Source organism: Shewanella sp. SM87 (assembly GCF_025653705.1).
Lineage (GTDB): Bacteria > Pseudomonadota > Gammaproteobacteria > Enterobacterales > Shewanellaceae > Shewanella > Shewanella oncorhynchi.
In genome coordinates, this window is record NZ_JAKKSC010000008.1 from 115,374 (window position 1) to 138,651 (window position 23,278).

Consider the following 23,278-nt stretch of genomic DNA (forward strand, 5'->3'; position numbering starts at 1 on the left):
TAATCACAGCAGCATAAAATATCTTTATCAATTCAATCACTATAAAAATAAAACCATTATTTGGGGAGAACGAGATGGAATCGAGTCCTACGCCGCAGCAGGATCTGCATACCAGCCAAAACCGTCACACACAAGCGTTAACAAGACGCAGCCGCCTAGCGCTTGCCGTCGCCGCAAGCCTATTAGGGATAATAGGGTTAGCGGCCTGTTCACCCACATCGAATTCAGCAACAACTGCCACAAGTGTGAATGCCGCGCCAAATGTGCAGCGGGTTGCGCCCGGCGCACCGGGTAAAGCGCCGACTTGGGCATTTTCGGGTAAAACTGGTATTGGGACGTCTTACGAGCCTTATACCCAAGGTCAATATCAAGATGCCAAGCAAAATCCCATTAGCCGCGTTTGGTTCTCCCTCGCCCAAGGTATTTTAACCGAAACCATGTATGGTCTTATCCACAATGCGCAGCTCAAAGAACTGCAATTTGTGGTCACAGGTAATGGCTTTGTCGATACCGAAAAAGAGAACACCATCAGCAGCATAGAATATTTAGATACAGATGCTAATGGTCGCCCGCAATCCCTTGCCTATAAAATTATCAATAAAGATGTTGAAGGTAAGTATCAGATTGAAAAGCATATCTTTACCGATCCCGACCGCGACACTTTGATGATGCGTGTCACCTTTACCGCCTTTGAAGATGGCATTACACCGCATTTGTATGTCAATCCGCATATCGACAATGCGGGCGCCAATGATATCGGCCGCATCGACACTCATACAAAGAATCAGGCGCTGGTGGCCTATACCGCCGCCAAAGACAGTAGCGTAATGACGGTAAAATCCGATCTGAATTTTGTGCAGGCTACGACTGGCTTTGTCGGTGTCTCCGATGGCCTAGCCGATTTGGCCGATAACGGCAAACTCGATACGCCCTATCAAACAACCAGTGCGCAAGATAAATCGACCGTCGGCAATATCGCCTTTACCGCAAGCTACCCAATGCTCATCAAAGCCAAACCCGTCACCTTTAATCTCGCCATCGGTTTTGGTAAAGATGAACCCCAGAGTTTAGCCAATGCCGATGCCACCTTGGCCTCAGGTTATGATGCTGTGCTCAGCCATTACAATGCAGGCTGGCAGGGTTACCTAAGCTCACTGCCCGCCATCGCTAACATGGCTAACAACACCACAGATAACGGCAAGCTGCTGTATACCAGCGCTATGGTCTTGAAAGCGCAGGAAGATAAAACCTATGCCGGCGCACTGATCGCTTCGCTTTCTAACCCTTGGGGCGATACGGTTTCGGCAGCCGTGCCGAGCACTGGCTATAAAGCGGTATGGCCGCGCGACTTTTACCAATGCGCCATGGCATTCCTCGCCATGGGTGACACGCAAACGCCCAAAGTGGCCTTCGAATACCTGAAAAAAGTGCAAGTGACCGAAAAGACGCCTGGCTTTACGGGTACGCCCGGTTGGTTCCTGCAAAAGACCCATGTGGATGGCCAAATTGAATGGGTCGGCGTGCAACTCGATCAAACTGCCATGCCTATCATGCTCGGCTGGAAACTCTGGCAAGCGGGCGTACTCACCCCTGATGAGATCAGTCACTGGTATCAAGAGATGCTCAAAGGTGCAGCGGACTTTTTGATCAGCGGCGGTGAGGTCAATCTGGATTGGAATCACACCCAAATCACCCCACCTAAAACTCAGCAAGAACGTTGGGAAGAACAAGCGGGTTACTCCCCCTCAACAACGGCTGCCGTGATCGCAGGTCTTGTTGCCGCGAGTGACATCGCCAAAGAAGCCAAAGATCCCGACTCCAGCAGCCGTTATCTTGCCGCCGCAAAAGGTTTAAGTGATAGCTTAGAAAAGCACTTAGTCACCACTCAAGGACTATTGAAGAACAGCGCAGATGTCAGCGCGCCCTACTATTTACGTTTAAGCCCGAATGGCGAGCCAAACACTAGCGATACACTGGCGGCAAATAACGGTAAGCAAGGTTTAGATCAACGTCAGATCCTCGATGGCGGATTTTTAGAACTAGTGCGTTATGGCGTGCGCGGTGCAACTGACAAGCTCATCAATCAAAGCCTTCAACTGATTGATAATACAGAGCTTGAGCACAACCTACGCCTTAAATACGAGTTTACCGCCAAAGATGGCAGCACTATCCCCGGCTTTAGACGTTATGGCAACGACGGTTACGGCGAGGATACGGTGACTGGCCATAACTATGCGGAATCTGGCAGCAACAGCGCCGATCAGCGCGGCCGAGTCTGGCCCTTCTTCACCGGCGAGCGTGGTCATTTTGAATTAGCACTCGCCCAAGCAAAAGGTGAGCTAACTGGCAATAACGCCCAGCAAACCAAGCAGCAGTTGATCAACACCTATGTGCAAGGCATGGAAACCTTTGCGAATGCGGGCATGATGTTACCCGAGCAAGCGTGGGACGGTGTCGGCGACGCCACCCGTTATCATTACCAACTCGGACAAGGCACCAACTCTGCCACACCGCTTGCCTGGACCCATGCCGAATACATCAAACTGGTGCGCTCAATGACCGATGGCCAAGTCTGGGATTATTACCCTATCGTCCCAGCGGCATTAAAATGACAAGTTGAAATAATCAATTAAAATAGCGCATTAGCTTAACGATACTTTGATAAATTGCAGGCTAGAACAGCATCCTAGATATTGTTCTAGCTTTTTTATAGACGGTTTTATGATGCCTGATTTAGCGCCCGCTTTTCATCGGCTTATGCTGCGGGTAATCTTGCGGCGTGCAACCAAATTGCATTTTAAAGGCGGCACTGAAGCTGCTGACACTCAAATAACCTAAACTATGGGCCACCATAGTTGTGCTCTCCCCTTGGCTTAAGCTCTCAAGCGAATTTAACAAACGAAATCTTTGTCGCCATTGTCGATAAGTAAGCCCAGTTTCAGCTTTGAATAGTCGCTCAATCGTTCTCACACTCGCGCCGCCCATTTCGGCTAACTCAGTCAGTGAGTAACTCACTTTTGGACGTCGGATCAGCGTTTGGATCAAGCGGCTGAGTCTTGGATCTGAGCCTGCGGGTAAATGGGCATCCAGACTGTCCAGAGTTTGGAGCTCATCGATGGCAACCAAACCCAGCCGATGCAGTTGTCCACTGTCCATAAGATGTGAACTTTCACAAAGTTTAAGCACTAATTCGCGCATCAGCGCTGTCATAGTCACCATCACCACTTGCGTATCCTGTGGCCTAACGCCATAGCTAGGGTCAATATAAATATTGCGAGTATGTGCGTGGGTTTCACTGTTCACTTGATGGGGCAAATTGCAAGGGATCCAAACGGCATGGGTTGAGGGTACCACCCAGACGGCATTTTCACTGCGAACACGTAACAAACCTTTGGCGGCCCAAAGTAGCTGACCCCGCGGGTGCGAGTGAGGCTCGATACCCGCTTCCGCCGCCATATTGCGAGTATGGGTCAGTACGGGCCGATTGGCATCTATGATAAACGCCGCATCACTGGGTGTTAACAATGTCGCTTTAGGAACATATTTTGACATATTACCCTCTTAAAACGTCAAACTAAGTCAGCTATCTTAGTAGGCATCTTTTACGTATTCAACCCAATAGGTCGGTAAACATGAAACGTTTTATTGGCGTTAAACAGCTAGCGTTTTTCAGTGCACTGTTGATCGCTACTTTACTTGCGCTTTTTCCGCTAAGTCAGCATCCCGCGGTGTTTTCCTACAGCGCAGGCGTAGTGTTAGTGACCTTGATGTTTTGGAGCACAGGTTTCTTCCCGCCCTTTATGGCGGGGTTAATCTTTTTTGCCCTTGCCACCATTTTTAAACTCATTGAGCCGAGTATACTTTTCTCCGGATTCGGCTCAACTGCGGTGTGGTTAATCATTTCGGGGTTTGTGATCGGCAGTGCCATCACTCAGTCTGGCTTAAGTCGCAGAATGGCCAGTTTGATTGCCCCCATACTGACCTCAAGTTATCCACGCTTGATTGCGGGTTTGGTCTTTAGTGCCGTGCTGCTTGGCTTTGTGATGCCCTCATCCGTTGGCCGTGCTGTAGTCATGGTGCCAATTGGTATGGCGTTAGCTGAGCAAGTCGGTTTTGCTCGTGGTAGCCATGGACGGATAGGCATTGCGACCGCCTTGGCACTGGCGTGCAACATGCCCAGTTTTGCCGTGTTGCCCGCGAATATTCCCAACATGATATTGGCAGGTTCCAGTGAGAATCTATTCAATATCCATTTTGGTTATACCGAGTATCTCTTATTGCATTTTCCAATCCTTGGTTTACTCAAATCGATATTGATTGTGGCGCTAGTTATCTTCCTATTTCCTGCAAAAATTGATAAAAATCAGCCTGAACGCGTTATTGAAAAAGAAGCTTATAACCTTGGTATGCAAAAGAAAGTTGCACTGTTACTGGCGATAACTTTGCTCTTTTGGGTGACTGACTCGCTGCACGGCATCAATCCCGCTTGGGTAGGATTAACAACGGCTATCTTGTTATTGCTCCCCAAATGGGGAGTACTTGAGCCTAAGAGTTTTAATAGTTCAGTGGATTTGTCGACCGTCATTTTTGTCGCGGCGGCCTTAGGTCTGGGAGCATTGGTCAATCATTCCGGGCTCGGCACTGCGCTAGGTCAACTGTTCAGTGAATGGTTACCATTGCAGCAAGGGGCATCGTTCCTGAATTTTATGTCGTTATCGTTAATCGCGACGCTAACAGGATTAGTGGCAACGGTTCCAGGCGTGCCGACTGTGTTATCCCCCATGGCAGCAGACTTTGCCAATGCAACTGGCTTCTCCACCCCTGCGGTATTAATGACGCAGGTGATCGGGTTTTCAACCGTGATTTTTCCTTATCAGGTGGCTCCTTTGATTTTGGCGATGCAATTATCCCAAGAGCCATTAACTAAACTACTTCGCATCACCTTACCGCTGGTGGCAATAACCATAATTGCGCTCATGCCACTGGATTATTTATGGTGGCTATGGCTAGGTTGGATTAACTAAATTGCGTTAACTAAAGCGGGTTAACTAAAGTGCGTTAACTGAATTAAATGGACGAAACGCTCACCCTTGGCGATATTCAAGCAGTCAAGGGTGCTTTAGAGCAGCCATCATCAATTGCTCAGCACTCGACAGCGCTTGGGTCGATAACACAACTCTCCCCACATAAATTCTTTCGATAAGCTTCATAGTTAGACTACACTGTTTATATGTACAGTATATTGTGATTTATTATTATGATGATCCTAGGCCGCTTCGCCAAACATACCCAATATCGGCTCTCGCTATTTAGCTCCTTGATTGCCGCAGGATTTCCGTCACCGGCCCAAGACTATGTAGAACAAACATTAGATCTCAATGAGTTATGCATCAAACATCCTGCCGCCACGTTTTTTGTCAAAGTCCAAGGGGATTCGATGATCGAAGCGGGGATTTTCTCCGGTGATATTTTGGTGGTAGATCGCTCACTACAGCCAGCCCACGGTGATACCGTTGTCGCAGCGGTGAACGGTGAGTTTACCGTAAAGCAATTACAGCTACGCCCTGTGGTGCAATTGCTACCACGTAATACCTTATTCTCCCCGATCGCCATCAATGATGAGTCTGAGTTAAACATCTTTGGGGTAGTGACCAACGTGGTGAAAAAGCTCAAATGACGCCCTCACTATTCGCCCTCGTCGATTGCAATAATTTTTATGCCTCCTGTGAGCGGATGTTTAGGCCGGATTTGGTTGGCAAGCCGATTGTGGTGTTATCCAACAATGATGGCTGCGTCGTCGCCCGCTCCGTAGAAGCCAAACAACTTGGCATCAAGATGGCGGTGCCTGTATATCAAATAGCAAACCAACTCCGCCAGCATCAGGTTGCGGTATTCTCCTCCAACTATGCACTCTATGCCGACATGTCAAACAGAGTGATGACCACCTTAGAGCAAATGGTGCCGAAAGTAGAAGTGTATAGTATTGATGAAGCGTTTTTAGATCTATCACGCATCGATAAATGCACCGATATTCATCAGCTTGCATTAGATATTTATCAGCGAATACCGCAATGGACAGGGATCAGTGTTTGCGTTGGCATTGGGCCGACAAAGACCCTCGCCAAACTGGCAAACTATGCTGCTAAGCGTTATCCAGCAACCCGGGGCGTGGTTGATTTGCGCGACCGTGAACGCCAACGACGACTCATGGCGCTTATCCCTGTCGAAGAAGTCTGGGGAATAGGCCGTAGGCTTACAAAACGCTTGAACATCATGGGTATAAATACCGCGTTGCAATTGGCGGATGCGCATCCAAAGCTTATCCGCGACACCTTTTCTGTCACCGTTGAGCGCACGGTACGCGAACTTAACGGCATTACCTGTGATGACATACAAGAGGTCGCCGCCACTAAGCAACAAATTATCAGCTCCCGATCCTTTGGCAGTCGTATTGATAACTTGGAAACGATGCAACAGGCAATCAATGAATACACTTTTAGGGCCTGTGAAAAACTGCGCTCCGAGCGCCAGTACGCTAAAGCGATGTCAGTATTTGTCCGTACTAGCCCTTTTAGCGATGCAAGTCCCCAGTACAGCAAATCGCTGTCGGGCAGTTTAGTTCGCCCCAGCAATGATACGCGGGATTTTGTCACCCTTGGCCAAAGCCTACTGCAACGCATTTGGCGTGAAGGTCATGCCTATGCAAAGGCTGGTGTCATGTTAGGGGATTTTTTTGGTGCAGGCGTGTTTCAACTCGGATTATTCGATGACGTCACGCCTAGGCCTAAAAGCAAGGAGCTAATGCAGTTACTCGATAAAGTGAACCACAGCGGCCGCGGAAAAATTTGGTTTGCAGGACAAGGTATTGACCCAACTTGGGGGATAAAACGTGAACAGCTCTCCCCGCGCTACACCACCCAATGGGCACAACTGCCCATAGTGACATAATCAGCAAATCCAGAGGCTAAATGACCATCTGCGAATCGCATTAATACTCTAGGCATTGGTTATTCAGTGAAGCTCACTCCACTCCTGACGACATTAATCAGAATAGGCTTATCGGCCTAAACCCATCTCACTAAGACTGTGCCAGCAAAACTCATCTCGCTTGGTAAAATACTTTTAAAAACCAATGTTTAACATTAAAAATGATAAGACAATGAACGCAGTAGAAATATGACTAAAGCAATAACGCAGACTTGCAAGCCTTCGCGATCTTAAAAAGATAAGCAAGGGCAAGCATGAGCTTGCCCTAAACATAGATGCGGCTTTCAACATTATTCTGTTTTAAATCTCAACTAACACTAGAATGCATCCAACACTATAATCCAACGATTGCAAAACCGACTTAACACTAAAATCCATCGGCGTTAGCGCTAAAATGGTATCAACATCCATCATGCTTTGCCTATTATCTCAGCCTTAACACTCTTCATCACTCAGGTCTTCAAAGTACCAGTAACCGAGGTTCACCCACTCAGTCAGCTGCGTAAGCAAATCGGCATCGGCTAACCAGGGGGCTAAGGCGGTTTTATCTAACTGATTGCTATCACACAGGAGTGGGATCAGCGCAGCCAATTCAGCTGAAAGCTGATACTTATCACCATTAATATAGACAACGCCTTGTCCCACATTGATATCAAAATACAAACAACGCAGTCCGCCGAGGCGAATAAGCGGTTGCTCATCGAGCCAAGCGAGCACTTCGTCTTGCGTGATGTCCAACGGCTCATCGGGTAAATCGAGGGCGCATTTAGATTGAGTTAAATAGCGGCCCGAAAACTCGCTCACCAGTTCATCGGTTAACATATTAGTCAGTTGCGTGCGTAACCGCGCTAAATCACGATTATCAACACAACCACTGCGCGTTGTCTGCTCGCGGTCTGGATCTTCAATCTGCTGTGTGCCTAAATCTTGCTCAGACAGATGATCGGCCAAAGCACTTACCATATCTTTGGCGGAAGCTGTACGATAACCAACTGAAAAACTTAAAGACTGTTCTAAGGTTATGCCGTCATGGGGGAATCCAGGGGGAATATAAAGGATGTCGCCGGGCAACAACTCAGTATCGATAATCGGTTCAAAGGCTTCTGTGTGCAGCAAAGCGGGATGGGCGGCAAACTCTTTGTGCGGCCCCAGATCGCCTACGCGCCAGCGGCGGCGTCCCGAACCTTGGCAAATAAACACATCATACAGATCGATATGCGGCCCCACGCCACCGCCAGGAGTGGCAAAACTCACCATCACATCATCTAAACGCCAGCGCGGAATAAAATCAAAACATTGGATCAGGGCTTCTGCATCGGGCACCCAGTTGTTCAAGGCTTGCACGATCAAAGTCCAATCCCGTTCACCGAGATGATCATAGGAATCAAAAGGGCCAAATTCAGCCTGCCATTGCCCCGCCTGTTGGTACACTCGCCGAGATTCCACCAGCTCATCCATGGCTAAGCCGGCTAACTCTTCGGGCGAGATTAAATCTTGAAAATGTTTGAATCCTTGGCGGATAACCAAAGGTTTTTTCTGCCAATATTCTGCTAAAAATTGCGCGGGCGTTAAGCCATTAATATCGAGTTGCATGGGTCGCTCACAAACCAAACTGTTATTCATAGAGGTAAATGCTAACAGGAAGCGAAACCAAGAAAGCTCGACCGGATCAACAAAGCATTAAGTCTTTTATCAGCGTCAATGTGATAGTGAATTTACTAACGTATTGAATTACAATCGGCTTATCTAAAAGCGTTGTACTGTCAAAGACGGCAATGCTGACACATCATTTATAGAGTCCACGTAAGATCTATGCCTACATCTGCTGCTAACACTTTGGTCGTGCTCGACTTTGAAACCACAGGGCTATCGCCTAATCAAGGGGACCGCGCGATTGAAATCGGAGCTGTGCTGATTGAAAACGGCGTGATCACCCAAAGATTTTCAGAGTTGATGAACCCAGGATTTAGAATAAGTCGTTTTATTGAGGACTACACAGGGATCAGCAATCAAATGCTCAGGGATGCAGCGCCCTGTAATGAAGTGATGGCGCGTTTTGCCGACTTTATCGCCGATCATAACTTAGTCGCCCACAATGCGGCATTTGATCAGCGCTTTTTAGACGCGGAATTTGCCCAAATTCGCCATCGCTATCGAGGGCAATTTGGTTGCTCCTTGCTGGTGGCAAGACGTTTATATCAAGCGGCACCGAATCATCAGTTAGGTACTTTAGTGCGCTATAAACAGTTACCAAGCGATGGCACCTTTCACCGCGCCTTAGCCGATGCCGAAATGACTGGCCATTTGTGGCTGGCAATGCTGGCAGACCTTCAGCAAGAGTTCGGTCTCAATGCTCCCACCTTCGAGTTACTGCAAAAAATCGCCAAGAAAACCAAAGCAGATGTGCCGAAGTTTTTACGTCAATATGCGGTTAAGTGATCCCCAAAAGCAAAAAGCCGATAAATCCAAGGATTATCGGCGATGTTTCAATAAGCAAATTAAGTGCTCAACGACTTGCCAGCAAAAAACAGCAAGCTCCTAGCAATAACGGCCCATCTATAACGGCTTAAGCGGCGCACTATCAATGCCGCAGGAACTGCGAACCACTAAGGTCGTCGGAATAAGCTGCGCACTCACCTCTTGTCCGCGGATAAGTTTGAGTACACTGTCGACTAAGATCTCACCGGCTAATTGGGTGTTCTGCTTAATGGTCGTTAATGGCGGATTGGCAAAACTCGCCACTGGAATATCATCATATCCCACCACTGCAACTTGTTCTGGGACTGAAATGCCCTTCTCTTTCAGCGCACGAATAGCGCCAATGGCAATCAGATCGCTAGCAGCAAAAATAGCATCAAACTGTGCGCCTTTGGCCATCAATGCCATAGCCGCATCGTAACCAGCACTTTCAGTGCTAATTGCCGACACTTGCTTAGTGCGATCGACAGCAATATTCGCCATTTGCAGCGCCTTCACATGGCCTAAATATCTGTCTCTAAACTCGGGGCTGTGGCTCGAGGCATCGCCTAAAAAAGCAAAAGCTTTACGACCAAGGGAAATCAAGTGCTCTGTGGCAATCAAGCCGCCTTGATGATTATCACAACCAATGGAAAGTACTGACTTATTGTTATGCTCAGCGCCCCAGATCACAAAATGAGTATTCTGCGCGAGCAATCGCTCCAACTTTTGCTCGTAGTCCATATAGTCCCCGTAACCAAGCAGAATAATGCCGTCAGCTTTATTACTGTCTTCATAATCGGCGTGCCAGTCGCTGGACAATTGCTGAAAAGAAACCAATAAATCATAACCTTGCTGCGCCGTTGCTCGGGTAATGGAACCTAGCATAGACAGGAAAAAAGGATTGATTAACGAGTCATCGTTGGTGGGGTCTTCACACAATAACAGCGCTAAGGTATGGCTATTTTGGGTGCGAAGATTGCTGGCATTTTTATCGACCTTATAATTCAGCTCTTTGGCAATGGTTTGAATACGTTGGCGAGTTTCTAAATTGACTAACGGGCTGTTTCTAAGGGCACGGGAAACCGTTGACTGGGATACGCCAGCACGATAAGCAATATCAATCGAGGTCGCTTTCGATGCCATAAAGAGGATTTAACCTTAGTTATTATTTTGCGTCGATACTAAAACAGTTCCACCCACTTGTATAGACGAATGCGTTAACATCCGTCTTACATTAGAGACTCTGCTTAAATGCCGAGCTGATCGAGCAAATCATCGGCTTCATTATCAATGGCACGAGTCGCAATGGCGGGTTTATCGGCCATCTTAACCCAAGGCGAAACATTCGAATTTGTGTCGTTATTTCCCCCAATCGAACTGTGCTGCTCTAACAGACTATCGGGATCGAATTCTTCATCGTAGACAAATTCATCTAAGCGAATGAATTCGGTTTTGTCCATGGCAAACTCGAGGTAGAAAATATGGTTATTCTCTGTCCTAAACGACACTCTACGGGCAACCGCATCGTCTAAGTTAGCGTCGATTGATATGGTTAGCTCTTTATTAATCGTCAACATTTTTGGCTGGCTTTGGCTGATTGACGTTTGCAATTCTTTAGAAATTTTATTAATAAAATCCCCTAGAATTTGGTTCATCAGTTCGCCCATCACATTACTCACTTCATCTGACGTATGTGAAAATGCGAGCTCAGACTCAGGCATGCCCATGTTCAGCATGTAGCGACGGTAGATTTCAATCGCTGCAGAGGCGGAAAAGTTGATCACCACTAGCCCTGAAAAACCACCATCAAAAATCGAGAAACAACCGAGATCAGGTTTAAGACGCGTGCGCGCAATACTTTGTACCATACCCGCATGGGTAACATTGCTGGCACTGGTGCTAGAAAGGACGTGGGCGACTGAGTGGCATAACTTCAGTAAAATATCATCCGACGTTACGATAGTATTTGTGGTCATAATCGATTCTCAAACTGAATAATGAATTAATCTTGCGCGTAAAAGCGTAAAAAATCAAAATTAAAACAATTGATTAGCCTAATATAGCAAGATGGCAAAATTAACATAATGCTAACTTATTGATATTTAATAGATTCAGATAAAACCTTCAACATAAAGCGACTTATAAAACGACCTAACTTAATAAGAACATGCCCCATAATGCAACAGATTAAAGTTCCCTATCACTATTCCCTGCTTTAGATCAAAGAAACTCATATTTTATAACGGCTTTTACTTAATTTATGTCACAGACGATTCAATTGAGATTGATTCGCAGGTATATTGATGCACAATAATAAGCCCTTAAGGAATCCAAATGATCACGTTTTTGCGCCGGTTTACCATTTTGCAACGCTTAATGATGATGCTCCTTATGGCCGCGATAGGGACTGTGTGTTTTGCCAGTTTTTCAATTAAAGAGCAGTACAGTAATTTAATTGAGCAGAAATGGTTGCAGATAGACGGTCAGCTCGCCAGCATGTTAAGCGTGATAGATGTGCACCGTCAGGATGCGCTCAAAGGTAAGTTTAGCGAAGCAGAAGCTAAACAAATCGCCGCGGATTTAATCAATCAAACTCGCTATTCAGGTTCAGGCTACTTCATTGTTATTGATGATAATAATCAAATCCTCGCCCACGGGGATAGCGCAAATCTTATTGGCACCTCAGCATTAACCTTCAAGTTACCTAATGGCACAAATCCCTTAGCCACTATGCTGCCATTAGCGCGTGCTAAATCGAAAACCACCCTCGAATACCCGATCGCCGATCCTATGACCCGTGCGATAGAAGACAAGCTTGCTGAAGCCCGTTACTACCCGCAATGGGGCTGGACAGTCATCACAGGCGCCTATCTTAGCGATGTCAAAGCGAGCTTAAAGTCAGTCATTATCGACTATCTGATTATCATGTTTTTGATTTCAGTGCCGATTTTTGCCTTCTTCCTTGTGCTTAACCATTCCATCACCTCACCATTAAATGATGCTATTGATGCCCTTGAAGATATTGCCCAAGGCGAAGGCGACTTAAGTCAGCGCATTAATGCTCAAGGTAAAGATGAGATTGCCCATCTCGCCCGCGCCTTCAACATGTTCGCCCAAAAAATTGGCGACATGGTCGGCCATTTACAACCTTTAGGCCAAGCATTAGATAAAGATGCAAAACAGCTTTTGATTGCAGTTGAAGAGTCCAATCAGAGTGCTGAACATATCCACAGAGAAACAGGCAGCGTCGCCACAGCCGTCAATCAAATGCTGTCGACCACCCATGAAATGGCGAGCAACACCCAGCAAGCGGCCGATGCGGCGAACAGCGTAAAAGAACAAGCGCAGCAAAGCCAAGTAGTGATCGACAACACAGTCAGCAATACAGAAAAACTGGTGGCAGAATTAAAAGCTTCTGAAGTCATCACCCAAAAGCTGGGCGTCGCCTCACAGCAAATCGGTAGCATTCTCGATGTGATCCGCAGCATTGCCGAGCAGACCAACTTGCTCGCCCTCAATGCCGCCATTGAAGCTGCTCGAGCAGGGACCCACGGCCGTGGTTTTGCCGTGGTTGCCGATGAAGTCCGCGCCCTTGCTACTCGCACCCAAGACTCGACCAATGAGATCCAAAAAATCATTAGCGAGATCCAATCCGGTGTAGGCTCAGTGATGAAGAGCAACAATCAAACTCAACTGCAATCCGATGAGCTGCAGGCTCAAGCCCACGAAGCGGGTAAAGCCATGGCGGCGATTCTGCAATTGATTGCCCATATCAGTGACATGAACACACAATTAGCCAGCGCCACTGAAGAGCAATCACTGGTGACCGAAGAAATTAATCGAAATATTTGTAATATTTCGGAATTAACCGAAGTCTCAGTAAAAGCTAACGAAAGTAATAGCCATGCAGCTCAGTCACTGCAAGACATTAGCCAAGACATGTCCCGCACCTTAGGCCAGTTTAAAATCTAACTAAAGTGTATGAGAACGGCATGACTTGTCGATTGGGGCGCCATAGGGCGCCCTTTTCTTTGGGTAAACCGTCTGGTAACGCTTGTGAACCGCTATCTCACCAACAATGAATTTCAACGAAAAAATCCCATTAACCACAAATTCTCTGTCACGCTAACGTTTGATATGCGGTATGCTTTAGCCTTAAAAATCCAACCGAGACACTGCCATGCGAATGACCTTAGCCGTTCACCCTGAACAGTACACAATTCATAGCTTTAGCCCGAATGCCGTATTGCCCAGTGAGGTTTTTGCACAGGACATGTATTTCATTGGTAAGACCCAAGAAGGTTTATCTTTAGTCGTTTCCAGTGAAATGGAACTCGACAGCCTAGAGCAAGAACCGGGCTGGTGTTGCTTTGAAGTACTCGGGCCACTGGGATTTTCGATGACAGGCATTTTATCTAAAGTGTCTGGCACCTTAGCGGACGAACAAATCAGTATTTTTGCGATTTCGACCTTTGATACCGATTACATTTTAGTAAAAAATAATCGCCTCAAAAGTGCCATCGCCGCCTTGAAAAAACAGGGCTATCACATCATAGAATCGAAAGACGAAATGTAATACCCCTTTAAATATGAGTTCATCTACTATGTACGAAAAAACAGTCACCATTACCGCCAAACATGGCATTCACACCCGTCCAGCAGCCTTACTGGTTAAAGAAGCCAAAACCTTTGACTGTGATGTCATGGTCGAGTGTAATGGTAAGCAAGCCAGTGCTAAGAGTCTGTTTAAGCTACAAACCTTAGGCTTATATTCTGGCGTCACGGTAAGAGTGTTTGCCGAAGGTGAACAGGCTCAGGCCGCGGTTGAGAAAGTCTCTGAGCTGCTCATTACCCTAAGCTAGGCCTTTTCTTACGCTAAAATGCGTTTATCTGCAGGTTTAACCGACACGCAAAAAACTCGTCTCGACCGTCTTGACATGCTAATGCTTTACATACAAACGCTTTACAAGCTTAGCGTCACTCAACTAGACTCGCTATCGCTAACGGACACTCAGTTCAGTGGTTAATTTAGGAAGGGATATGTCAATAACGGGGATTATAGTGTCATCGGGAATTGCCTTTGGACAGGCACTTCACCTGCTCCACACCGAACATCACCTCGATTATCGCCCTATTCCCCTGTCTAAAATCCCTCAACAACAGGGTAAATTTGCCAAAGCCTTGCAAGAACTACAGGCACAACTGACCCACAGCCAAGCTGCACTCGACAGCGACTCCGAAAATTATCAGTTGATCGAAGCCGACTTATTGTTATTAGAAGACGATGAATTAATCGAGCAAGTGAACGATGCTATTCGCACCTTACAATTGTCGGCAAGTGTGGCGGTTGAACGTATTTTTGCCCATCAGGCCAATGAATTACAATCCTTAGATGACCCCTATTTAGCCAATAGAGCCCAAGATGTGCGCTGTTTAGGCCAAAGAGTCGTCGCGGCGATAAACGGCCATTTAGCTCAAGGACTCGAAAAACTCGATAGACCCACTATCTTATTAGCGCAGGATTTGACCCCCGCCGAATTTGCCTTACTGCCACGGGAAAACCTCTGCGGTATTGTACTGAAAACGGGCGGTTTAACGAGCCATACGGCCATTTTAGCCAGAGCAGCCGGTATTCTTGCCATCTTAAGTTGTCAGTTCGACGCAGACTCTATTCCCAACGGTACGCCCTTAGTGCTCGATGCGCTCGCGGGTGAACTTTGTGTCAATCCCAATCCAGACCAACAGGCAAGACTCACAGTCACCTTTCACCATGAACAAGCAAGGCGCGCAGCACTTCAAACTTACAAGGATGTCCCAGCGCAAACCCAAGACGGTCATACCGTGGGACTCATGGCAAACGTGGGTAATCTCAACGACATCACCCATGTCAGCGATGTCGGCGCCGATGGAATAGGTTTGTTTCGCACCGAATTTATGTTGATGAACGTCGCCACCCTGCCCGATGAAAAAGCCCAATACAGCTTATATTGCGATGCATTGCACGCCCTAGGCGGTAAAACCTTTACCATCCGTACCTTAGATATAGGTGCAGACAAAGAACTACCCTGTTTATGCCAAGAAATTGAAGATAATCCCGCCTTGGGTCTTCGCGGCATTCGCTACACCTTGGCGCACCCAGAATTATTTAAAACCCAATTGAGGGCCATTTTGCGTGCCGCTAACCATGGCCCGATCCGTTTGATGTTCCCTATGGTCAATCAAGTCGAAGAATTGGACGAGGTGTTTGCACTTATTGCCCAGTGCCAAGATGCCTTGGAAGAAGAAGAGAAAGGCTATGGCGAACTTAGCTACGGTATCGTTGTCGAAACCCCTGCTGCGGTATTCAACCTCAACGCTATGCTGCCAAGACTCGATTTTGTCAGCATTGGTACCAACGATTTAACCCAATATGCGATGGCTGCCGATAGAACCAATCCGCAGCTTACCCGTGACTATCCGTCCCTTTCGCCTGCCATTTTAGCCTTAATTAACATGACAATAACCCAAGCTAAGGCCGCTAATGTTAAAGTTTCTCTGTGCGGTGAACTCGCCAGTTCACCGCAAATTGCGCCACTGTTAATCGGCATGGGGTTGGACGAACTCAGTGTTAACTTAAGCTCACTCTTAGAAGTGAAAGCAGCTATTTGCCAAGGCAGCATCACACAATTTTCGGCATTAGCTCACACAGCATTACAACAAGATAGAATTGCAAGCTTACAGCAGTGTATAACAAGCTATAAATAGATACATTTATTCGTTATGCTGCGTTACAGAACAAAAACAATGACAAAAACAAGCAAAAGAGGCTCTAGATTATGGGATTTTTAAGCCGAATAAGGCGCTTGGTATCGGGCCAGACTCAATTAGCTGGCGGTATCATGGTATATGCACCCGTTTCCGGGGATATTGTCGCCATTGAAAAAGTCCCCGACGTGGTTTTTGCTGAAAAGATTGTCGGTGATGGCATCGCTATCGCTCCCAAAGGCGAATTAATTCTGGCGCCTATCGACGGCACCATAGGTAAAATTTTTGAGACAAATCATGCATTCAGTATTGAGTCTCCCCAAGGTTTAGAGCTATTTGTTCACTTTGGTGTAGGTACAGTCGAGCTGAGAGGCAAAGGGTTTAAACGTTTGGCCCAGGAAGGTCAAGAAGTGAAAGTCGGCGATCCGATCCTGTCATTCGATATTGATTATCTAAAAGATCAAGTCGACAGCCTACTCACTCCTGTCGTGCTGGCGAACATGGAAGATGTCAAATACCTCGACAAAGCCCAAGGCAGTGTCACCGCAGGCAAAGACGTGATCTTTACGGTACAGCTCTAATTTAACCATTTCGAATAAATCGTTTATCGATTGTTTTCTGAATAATAAAAGGCTGACTCACCATCATGAGCCAGCCTTTTAAGTTTTGAAAACCAAGCCTATACACGGTATTTGAATTCGCCAAGCTGCACCGATACACAGGCTTGAGAGAATCTATTTCGACCATTCTCACGCTAAGCATCACGTTCCCTGCGAATAACGGCTACAGGACTCTAGTAAACTAATCTACTTTGAACATGGCAAAATCGGGGCGCGGCAATTTATCTAAAATACTGTACAGATAAATCACCAATACCGAGAGTAAAGCGCCTGTCAAAAACAGCCACTGACCGCCAAAATGATCCAATATGATGCCACCTCCAAGGGGCGCGAGCGCAAATCCTAAGTCATAGAATGAAGCGGCCCCAAAGTAAGCGCCACGAAGATGATCAGGGGCTAAGCGGTCGATATGCACATTCATAGTGGGGAACAAAATAGTCTCGGCGACACTCATCACCACAATCGCACCAATCCAGCCCCAAAATAGATCCAGTGGATTAAACGCCAGCCAGATTTGTGAGCCGATCAGTAATAGCAATCCGATTTGAATCCGTTTGACGAGCGGAAAACGGGCCATGAGTTTCAATAGCAAAAATTGGGTGGAGATAATCACCATAGCATTGGTGAAAATCATGCCAGAAATTAACGTCAGCAAATCAGGCGCACCTGCGCGAGTAAGATATTGGATCAACGAACTGTCCATTTGGGCATAAATGAACATACACAAAATATTGGCAAAAATTAAACATTGCAGCAATTTATCTTGCAATAGAATGGCGATAATTTGCTTACGGCTCACGACTGCCGCTTTTTTCGTGCTTGCCTCTGCATCAGTCGATAAGCTATTCACACCACGATTAACACCATCACTTGTCATGTCATTTACAAAGTCACTTTCACTGCCACTCGTATCGCCACTTAAATTGTCACTCGATAAGGCGCCAGCCGCCATAGCAGGTTCCTGACGGGTTTGATGGTTAAATCCCCAATATAACAAGGCCAACAATACGGCAAAGGCCACTGCAGTAAGGTAGAAACTGGATTGCTTGCCCGTAAGACCAAGCCATACCCCCAACATAGGGCCAACGGCGCAGCCAACGTTGACGATAAAATACAGCGACTGCATCGCCAATTCGCGTGTCTTAGGATCGGCAATAATGTCGCCAATAGCGGCGGATGTCAGCGGTCGCCACAGTGAAGTGGCCATAGAGCACAGGGTCATCACGACCACATACCCCTCGACAGAATTTGCTTCAGCCAATAACGAAAACGAGATGATATAGAGGATGCCCGTCAGGTACATCAGCTTATGACGACCGATTCTGTCGGACAATGAGCTACCAACAAAGCTCGTAAATACCGAAATAATCGCGGCGCTGGACAAGACCATGCCGACCTCTGTGGCACTTAGCGCAAATTTCTCATATAAAATAACGGCTAAGAATGGCCACACCATGTAATAACTGCCACGGGTGATAAAAGACCCAAACAAAAATATCCACATCAAGCGCGGAAATTGCTTAAATCGCTGCAATGAAACATCGCTGTGCATCTTAATCCTTTAAAAGCGCATTGACCTCAATGCTTAAATCAAACTGATTTTAATGGAAAAACAATATATACAAGGCACTTAAGTTAAACAAGTGTTAAAAAGTTAAACCAAAGCAAGTCACCAGCGATTATTATCTCTAGAAAATTAACGTTTTATTAATCACCAGATATCGGCAACACATCCCACTTGTGACATGCGACGCACAATGCCACAATGCCAGCAAAATCAATGCTTGCAAGCCAAGCGTCCATCCACACTGGAGCATCATTTTGACCCTCTACGGTATTAAGAATTGCGATACAGTGCGTAAAGCACGTAAATGGATTGAAAATCATCAACTTCCAGTTCATTTCCATGATTTTAGAGATGACGGCCTACGTCAAGAAGACCTCGAATTCTGGTGTAAAACCTCAGGCTGGGAAACCGTATTCAATAAGCGCAGCACAAGCTTTCGTGCCCTCAGTGACGCAGATAAAACCAATATCGATCAAGCCAAAGCCATTCAACTTATGCTGGCGCAACCGACACTGATCAAACGCCCCGTCTTGGTCGTCGGTGAACAAGTGCTGATTGGCTTTGATGAAGCCGCCTATAAAAGAGTATTCTCAGTATGATGCCAGCAGACAATTATCCCGTTACAGAACTAACAAAAGCGCTGATCGCCCGCCCTTCGGTAACACCGCTTGATGAAGGCTGCCAAACCTTAATGGCTGAAAGACTCAGCGCCATCGGCTTTAATATCGAACCTATGGTATTTGAAGACACCACCAATATGTGGGCTCGCCGTGGTAATGAAGGCCCCGTTTTTTGTTTTGCGGGTCACACAGACGTTGTGCCGACAGGCGATGTGAGCCGCTGGCACACGCCGCCTTTTGTGCCCACCATCATTGATGGCTACTTATATGGCCGAGGCGCAGCGGACATGAAAGGCTCACTGGCGGCTATGATCATTGCCACCGAGCGGTTTGTGGCTAAACATCCCGATCATCATGGCTCTATCGCCTTTTTGATCACCAGCGATGAAGAAGGTCCATTCATCAACGGCACGACGCGAGTCATTGATACCTTAGAAGCGCGCAACGAGAAGATCACTTGGGCATTAGTCGGCGAACCCTCATCAACCCTAAAGCTGGGCGATGTGGTCAAAAATGGTCGCCGCGGCAGTTTAACCGGCAACTTAACCGTGAAAGGCATTCAAGGTCACGTGGCCTATCCACACCTTGCCGATAATCCAATCCACAAAGCCGCGCCTTTCTTAGCCGAGCTAAGTCAAATGCACTGGGATAATGGCAATGAGTTCTTTCCGCCCACCAGCTTCCAAATCGCCAATATTAATGGCGGCACAGGTGCATCAAATGTGATCCCTGGCGCACTGGAAGTGATGTTTAACTTCCGTTACTCCACCGAAGTGACCGCCGAAATCTTGATTGAGCGAGTTGAAACTCTACTGAAAGCCTATGAGCTAGATTACGATATCAGCTGGATTTTCAATGGCCTACCATTTTTAACCGGTGATGGCCCGTTATTAGATGCAACCCGTATCGCGATCCGCCAAGTCACAGGTTATGAAACCGATCCACAAACCACAGGCGGCACGTCAGACGGTCGCTTTATCGCGCCAACGGGCGCCAAAGTGTTAGAGCTTGGCCCTGTCAACGCCACCATTCATAAAGTGAATGAATGCGTTAAAGTGGATGACCTTGAGCAGTTAGCTCTGTGTTATGAAGTCATTTTGGAACAATTACTGTGTTAGCACATCTGAAGATCCGTCCCGAAACCGCAAAGCTTTACGGCTTAAGCTCCCCTGAATTGGTGGATTATTTAAGCCCGTATCACCTTGGTTATCATAGCTTTGGGTTAGAGGAGAACACAGCTATCGCCTTTAAGTCTATGGCGGCAAAAGCTGAAGATGCGGGCATAAAACTCGCGATTTGCTCGGCACATCGTCCCTTTGAACGGCAACTGGCAATTTGGAATGCCAAGGCTAGCGGTAAACGCGCGGTATTGGATGCCAATGAGTTACCGGTCAATATTCAGGGCTTAAGTGACGATGCCATAGTTGACTTGATTTTGCTCTGGTCGGCGTTGCCCGGCGCTTCACGCCACCATTGGGGTACCGATCTCGATGTGTTCGATGCGGCTCAAATTGATGTTAAAGCCCTGCGCCTTGTTGAAGCTGAATATGTTCAGGGTGGTCCCTGCGCTAAATTACATGCTTGGCTGGTAGAAAATGCCCATGATTTTGGCTTTTACTTCCCGTTTCAGCAGGGACAAAGTGCGGTAAGTCCTGAGCCTTGGCACATCAGCTATTTCCCTGTAGCACAGTTATTGTTGCCACAATTCGATCGTGCCGAACTGGCAATCCTGTTAGAAAACAGTGATATGTTGCTAAAAGATGCAGTACTCGCCCGATTAGACAATCTAATAGATGAATACGTGCTGCGTATCGCTCAGCCCTAATCACGAAATACTCGCCAAGATCAGTCAACACAGGTTAAGCATAGCGCTATATCGTCAAAATTGGCGCCAAAATGCGGTTTAACACAATGATATATTTGATAAAGTAGGTTTTATGGATTTTTCTTCACACCGTCAGCAGCTTGTTATTGCCGATCGAAAATTAAGTTACCTTGATGTCGGCTCAGGCCCTGTATTGTTGTTTGGGCACAGTTATTTATGGGATAGCGCTATGTGGGCGCCTCAAATTGCCACCTTAAGCGCCCAGTATCGCTGCATAGTGCCTGAACTTTGGGGCCATGGTCAGTCAGATTTACTGCCCAATAACTGCAAAACGCTACTCGATATTGCCGATCAAATGCTTGAGCTAATGGATGCTCTTGAGATAACTCACTTTAGTGTTGTCGGACAATCTGTCGGTGCTATGTGGGGCGCAGAATTGGTACTGAAAGCACCAACAAGAGTTAAAACCCTCGTTATGCTCAACAGTTTTATCGGTTTCGAACCCGAAGTCACCCGTGCGAAATATGATGGCATGCTGGATATGATTACCGCCGCTAAGGCGATCCCTGCGCCGCTGATCAGTGCAATTTCACCTTTATTCTTCGCCAATGATGCCGCGAATAACACTCCCGAACTGGTTACGGGCTTTGAACAGTCCCTTACCAGTATCACAGCGGAGCAAATCCCCACGATAGTTAAACTTGGACAAATGATTTTTGGTCGTCGCGATACCATGGAATACGCCGAGCAATTGACGCTACCCTGCCTCATCATGGCTGGCGTGGAAGATAAGGCCCGCAGCGTATTGGAAAGTTACCTGATGAGTGATGCCATTGACGGCAGCCAACTTGTGCATATTCCTGCGGCAGGACACATATCAACTCTCGAACAAGCGGAATTTATTAACCAACATTTAGCCGATTTTCTGGCTAAACATTATTAATCAATCGCTAAATCTACGCTTCAAGGTGCGAAAACTCGCATCTTGAAGATGAGTATTTCTACTTAGCACATGTTACTAAGATATGCTTATATCAATATTGCTCACCCATACTTAATTCCTATTTTATGGATAAATACATTAGGCTTTACTTTATTAAAGTCTGTTATTGAGCACGCCTCGTTTCATTAAACTCATCTGTGAAACCTCTATTAACAAGTAAAGACCTTGTTTTTGTTCCAAGCGGCTTAAAAAATGTTGCACAAAGGTGAAATCTACTAATTATCAACTACCTTTATACTGTATTCCCTCAACAAGGTATTCTGCCATGAGAAAAAGTACAGTTGCCCTCTGCGTATTCAGCACACTTTATATACCGTCTCTTTATGCCGATGTTCAAATAAATGGATTTGCCTCTATTGTCGCGGGCTCGAGTCTAAGTGACGATAAAAGCTATTATGGTTACGATAAAGAACTCGATTTTAATAATGATTCCAAAGTTGCCTTACAATTTACCGCCGATCTTGGTAGTGGCTTAAGAGCGACTGCACAAGTGCTATCCAGAGGCAGTAACGATTATAGCGCTGAATTCGAATGGGCTTATATCTCCTATGACATCAGCGACAAACTTATGCTTATGGCAGGTCGCCAACGTTTTAATCTCTATAAATACTCCGATTATATTGATGTAGGCTATGCCTATCATTGGATCACTCCGCCCCGCGGAGTTTATTCACTGCCATTTAATTCAGGTGAAGGTGTAGGCTTAGTTTATGCCGATTTATGGGGAGATACCGAAGTAGGTTTGACCTATAAATACATTACCACTTCAGTTTCTGACTACTCGCCTACGGGTTCATCAACGCCTCCTGCGCCCTTCTCCGCCGAGGGCCACATAATGAACTTTAACTTTGTAACCTATGGGTTTGAGTACGGTTTAAATATTGGCATAGTTACCGATTTCTCCTACGAATTACCCGCACTGCTTGGCTTAGGCAATGCAATTTCTCAAACCGGACTCTTTACTCAGCAAGTGGTTGATGATCTTTTACCAATTAATGACAGCGCGTTACTCATTGGCGCTAACGTTAAATATGATGCTGAAAAATGGTTTATTTTGGCCGAATACACACGAATTGATGTCGATCCCAGTAGCTTTAATATTCAAGATTCAGCCTTTGTTTCCGGCGGGATCCGCTATCACGATTTCACCTTCCACTTAACCTACGGTATTGATAAAGGTGAGCCCCAATACGATGCCTATGACGCTATGTTACCTGTTTACAATGGTCTGCCACCGGCAAACCAAGCTGCACTCGCACCGCTTGTTTTTGGTACACAAGCGGCGCTTGAAGCACAACAGGAAGACAGCGCCTACTACATCATAGGTACCCGCTGGGATTTCCATCCTTCTGCCGCACTGAAACTAGAGTACACCAACTACAGTAATGACAAACCGTCCTCCGATGAACAGTTGCTGAGTATGGCAATAGACTTAGTTTTTTAAGGAGTTAA

The 23,278-nt window shown here is 46.5% G+C and carries 20 protein-coding genes; 15 read left to right on the forward strand and 5 right to left on the reverse strand.

Going from position 1 to position 23,278, the window contains the following annotated elements; genetic code table 11:
* Window positions 1-74: 74 nt before the first annotated feature.
* Window positions 75-2,612 carry a glycoside hydrolase family 15 protein gene (locus L5M11_RS08540; protein WP_263191873.1) on the forward strand — a complete coding sequence of 846 codons (2,538 nt, stop codon included), beginning with the start codon at window positions 75-77 and terminating at the stop codon, window positions 2,610-2,612.
* A gap of 121 nt (window positions 2,613-2,733) precedes the next feature.
* Here the strand turns inward: L5M11_RS08540 and L5M11_RS08545 are convergent, their stop codons facing one another.
* Window positions 2,734-3,552, reverse strand: a complete 819-nt coding sequence (locus tag L5M11_RS08545; protein WP_173244669.1) for an AraC family transcriptional regulator — start codon at window positions 3,550-3,552, stop codon at window positions 2,734-2,736.
* Window positions 3,553-3,632: 80 nt separating this feature from the next.
* Between L5M11_RS08545 and L5M11_RS08550 the strand changes: the two genes are divergently transcribed.
* The 3 genes from L5M11_RS08550 to umuC all read left to right on the forward strand — a co-directional run bounded on the left by L5M11_RS08550 (window position 3,633) and on the right by umuC (window position 6,948).
* On the forward strand, window positions 3,633-5,024 hold the full coding sequence (locus L5M11_RS08550) for an SLC13 family permease (RefSeq protein ID WP_263191874.1): 1,392 nt from the start codon (window positions 3,633-3,635) through the stop codon (window positions 5,022-5,024).
* A gap of 233 nt (window positions 5,025-5,257) precedes the next feature.
* On the forward strand, window positions 5,258-5,677 hold the full coding sequence (umuD, locus tag L5M11_RS08555; RefSeq protein ID WP_411569153.1) for a translesion error-prone DNA polymerase V autoproteolytic subunit: 420 nt from the start codon (window positions 5,258-5,260) through the stop codon (window positions 5,675-5,677).
* Window positions 5,674-6,948: a translesion error-prone DNA polymerase V subunit UmuC gene (gene umuC, locus L5M11_RS08560; RefSeq protein ID WP_263185448.1), complete on the forward strand. Its 1,275-nt coding sequence runs from the start codon at window positions 5,674-5,676 to the stop codon at window positions 6,946-6,948. The genes umuD and umuC overlap by 4 nt, the downstream gene beginning before the upstream one ends.
* Window positions 6,949-7,422: 474 nt before the next feature.
* Here umuC and L5M11_RS08565 read toward each other — a convergent pair whose 3' ends face one another.
* Window positions 7,423-8,580 carry a cupin domain-containing protein gene (locus tag L5M11_RS08565; protein WP_263191875.1) on the reverse strand — a complete coding sequence of 386 codons (1,158 nt, stop codon included), beginning with the start codon at window positions 8,578-8,580 and terminating at the stop codon, window positions 7,423-7,425.
* Between the two features lie 219 nt (window positions 8,581-8,799).
* On the opposite strand from L5M11_RS08565, the gene L5M11_RS08570 reads away from it, so the two are divergent.
* Complete coding sequence (locus L5M11_RS08570) at window positions 8,800-9,426, forward strand: PolC-type DNA polymerase III (protein WP_105252595.1); 627 nt, start codon at window positions 8,800-8,802, stop codon at window positions 9,424-9,426.
* Between the two features lie 117 nt (window positions 9,427-9,543).
* Here L5M11_RS08570 and L5M11_RS08575 read toward each other — a convergent pair whose 3' ends face one another.
* Window positions 9,544-10,590, reverse strand: coding sequence for a LacI family DNA-binding transcriptional regulator (locus L5M11_RS08575; protein ID WP_113939612.1), 1,047 nt, complete (start codon window positions 10,588-10,590; stop codon window positions 9,544-9,546).
* A 104-nt stretch (window positions 10,591-10,694) separates the two neighbouring features.
* Window positions 10,695-11,423 (reverse strand): DUF3334 family protein, encoded by a 729-nt coding sequence (locus L5M11_RS08580; RefSeq protein WP_263191876.1) that lies wholly within the window; start codon window positions 11,421-11,423, stop codon window positions 10,695-10,697.
* 358 nt (window positions 11,424-11,781) lie between these two features.
* Between L5M11_RS08580 and L5M11_RS08585 the strand changes: the two genes are divergently transcribed.
* The 5 genes from L5M11_RS08585 to crr all read left to right on the forward strand — a co-directional run bounded on the left by L5M11_RS08585 (window position 11,782) and on the right by crr (window position 16,772).
* Window positions 11,782-13,419 (forward strand): methyl-accepting chemotaxis protein, encoded by a 1,638-nt coding sequence (locus L5M11_RS08585; RefSeq protein ID WP_028760053.1) that lies wholly within the window; start codon window positions 11,782-11,784, stop codon window positions 13,417-13,419.
* A gap of 208 nt (window positions 13,420-13,627) precedes the next feature.
* On the forward strand, window positions 13,628-14,023 hold the full coding sequence (locus L5M11_RS08590; RefSeq protein WP_198573284.1) for an ACT domain-containing protein: 396 nt from the start codon (window positions 13,628-13,630) through the stop codon (window positions 14,021-14,023).
* A 28-nt stretch (window positions 14,024-14,051) separates the two neighbouring features.
* Window positions 14,052-14,309: an HPr family phosphocarrier protein gene (locus L5M11_RS08595; protein WP_028760055.1), complete on the forward strand. Its 258-nt coding sequence runs from the start codon at window positions 14,052-14,054 to the stop codon at window positions 14,307-14,309.
* Window positions 14,310-14,487: 178 nt separating this feature from the next.
* The gene (gene ptsP, locus L5M11_RS08600; protein ID WP_263191877.1) at window positions 14,488-16,191 is read left to right on the forward strand and encodes a phosphoenolpyruvate--protein phosphotransferase; all 1,704 of its coding nucleotides are present in this window, start codon (window positions 14,488-14,490) and stop codon (window positions 16,189-16,191) included.
* Between the two features lie 71 nt (window positions 16,192-16,262).
* Window positions 16,263-16,772: a PTS glucose transporter subunit IIA gene (crr, locus tag L5M11_RS08605; protein WP_006081821.1), complete on the forward strand. Its 510-nt coding sequence runs from the start codon at window positions 16,263-16,265 to the stop codon at window positions 16,770-16,772.
* A 220-nt stretch (window positions 16,773-16,992) separates the two neighbouring features.
* On the opposite strand, the gene L5M11_RS08610 is transcribed toward crr, so the two are convergent.
* Window positions 16,993-18,363 (reverse strand): MFS transporter, encoded by a 1,371-nt coding sequence (locus L5M11_RS08610; RefSeq protein ID WP_263178387.1) that lies wholly within the window; start codon window positions 18,361-18,363, stop codon window positions 16,993-16,995.
* A gap of 269 nt (window positions 18,364-18,632) precedes the next feature.
* Here L5M11_RS08610 and L5M11_RS08615 point away from each other — a divergent pair, with 269 nt between their 5' ends.
* From L5M11_RS08615 to L5M11_RS08635, 5 genes are all read left to right on the forward strand, one after another.
* On the forward strand, window positions 18,633-18,977 hold the full coding sequence (locus L5M11_RS08615; RefSeq protein WP_263178389.1) for an ArsC family reductase: 345 nt from the start codon (window positions 18,633-18,635) through the stop codon (window positions 18,975-18,977).
* On the forward strand, window positions 18,977-20,116 hold the full coding sequence (gene dapE, locus L5M11_RS08620) for a succinyl-diaminopimelate desuccinylase (protein WP_173248640.1): 1,140 nt from the start codon (window positions 18,977-18,979) through the stop codon (window positions 20,114-20,116). The genes L5M11_RS08615 and dapE overlap by 1 nt, the downstream gene beginning before the upstream one ends.
* On the forward strand, window positions 20,110-20,823 hold the full coding sequence (locus L5M11_RS08625; protein ID WP_219233650.1) for a M15 family metallopeptidase: 714 nt from the start codon (window positions 20,110-20,112) through the stop codon (window positions 20,821-20,823). The genes dapE and L5M11_RS08625 overlap by 7 nt, the downstream gene beginning before the upstream one ends.
* A 112-nt stretch (window positions 20,824-20,935) precedes the next feature.
* The gene (locus L5M11_RS08630; RefSeq protein ID WP_263178392.1) at window positions 20,936-21,766 is read left to right on the forward strand and encodes an alpha/beta fold hydrolase; all 831 of its coding nucleotides are present in this window, start codon (window positions 20,936-20,938) and stop codon (window positions 21,764-21,766) included.
* Between the two features lie 325 nt (window positions 21,767-22,091).
* Entirely contained in the window at window positions 22,092-23,270 is a 1,179-nt protein-coding gene (locus L5M11_RS08635) for a porin (protein ID WP_263178393.1), read from the forward strand.
* Window positions 23,271-23,278: the final 8 nt, after the last annotated feature.

Coding starts and splice junctions, on each gene's coding strand:
- L5M11_RS08540 (WP_263191873.1), top strand. CDS start 75: ATGGAATCGAGTCCTACGCCGCAGCAGGATCTGCATACCAGCCAAAAC.
- L5M11_RS08545 (WP_173244669.1), bottom strand. CDS start 3,552: ATGTCAAAATATGTTCCTAAAGCGACATTGTTAACACCCAGTGATGCG.
- L5M11_RS08550 (WP_263191874.1), top strand. CDS start 3,633: ATGAAACGTTTTATTGGCGTTAAACAGCTAGCGTTTTTCAGTGCACTG.
- umuD (WP_411569153.1), top strand. CDS start 5,258: ATGATGATCCTAGGCCGCTTCGCCAAACATACCCAATATCGGCTCTCG.
- umuC (WP_263185448.1), top strand. CDS start 5,674: ATGACGCCCTCACTATTCGCCCTCGTCGATTGCAATAATTTTTATGCC.
- L5M11_RS08565 (WP_263191875.1), bottom strand. CDS start 8,580: ATGCAACTCGATATTAATGGCTTAACGCCCGCGCAATTTTTAGCAGAA.
- L5M11_RS08570 (WP_105252595.1), top strand. CDS start 8,800: ATGCCTACATCTGCTGCTAACACTTTGGTCGTGCTCGACTTTGAAACC.
- L5M11_RS08575 (WP_113939612.1), bottom strand. CDS start 10,590: ATGGCATCGAAAGCGACCTCGATTGATATTGCTTATCGTGCTGGCGTA.
- L5M11_RS08580 (WP_263191876.1), bottom strand. CDS start 11,423: ATGACCACAAATACTATCGTAACGTCGGATGATATTTTACTGAAGTTA.
- L5M11_RS08585 (WP_028760053.1), top strand. CDS start 11,782: ATGATCACGTTTTTGCGCCGGTTTACCATTTTGCAACGCTTAATGATG.
- L5M11_RS08590 (WP_198573284.1), top strand. CDS start 13,628: ATGCGAATGACCTTAGCCGTTCACCCTGAACAGTACACAATTCATAGC.
- L5M11_RS08595 (WP_028760055.1), top strand. CDS start 14,052: ATGTACGAAAAAACAGTCACCATTACCGCCAAACATGGCATTCACACC.
- ptsP (WP_263191877.1), top strand. CDS start 14,488: ATGTCAATAACGGGGATTATAGTGTCATCGGGAATTGCCTTTGGACAG.
- crr (WP_006081821.1), top strand. CDS start 16,263: ATGGGATTTTTAAGCCGAATAAGGCGCTTGGTATCGGGCCAGACTCAA.
- L5M11_RS08610 (WP_263178387.1), bottom strand. CDS start 18,363: ATGCACAGCGATGTTTCATTGCAGCGATTTAAGCAATTTCCGCGCTTG.
- dapE (WP_173248640.1), top strand. CDS start 18,977: ATGCCAGCAGACAATTATCCCGTTACAGAACTAACAAAAGCGCTGATC.
- L5M11_RS08630 (WP_263178392.1), top strand. CDS start 20,936: ATGGATTTTTCTTCACACCGTCAGCAGCTTGTTATTGCCGATCGAAAA.
- L5M11_RS08635 (WP_263178393.1), top strand. CDS start 22,092: ATGAGAAAAAGTACAGTTGCCCTCTGCGTATTCAGCACACTTTATATA.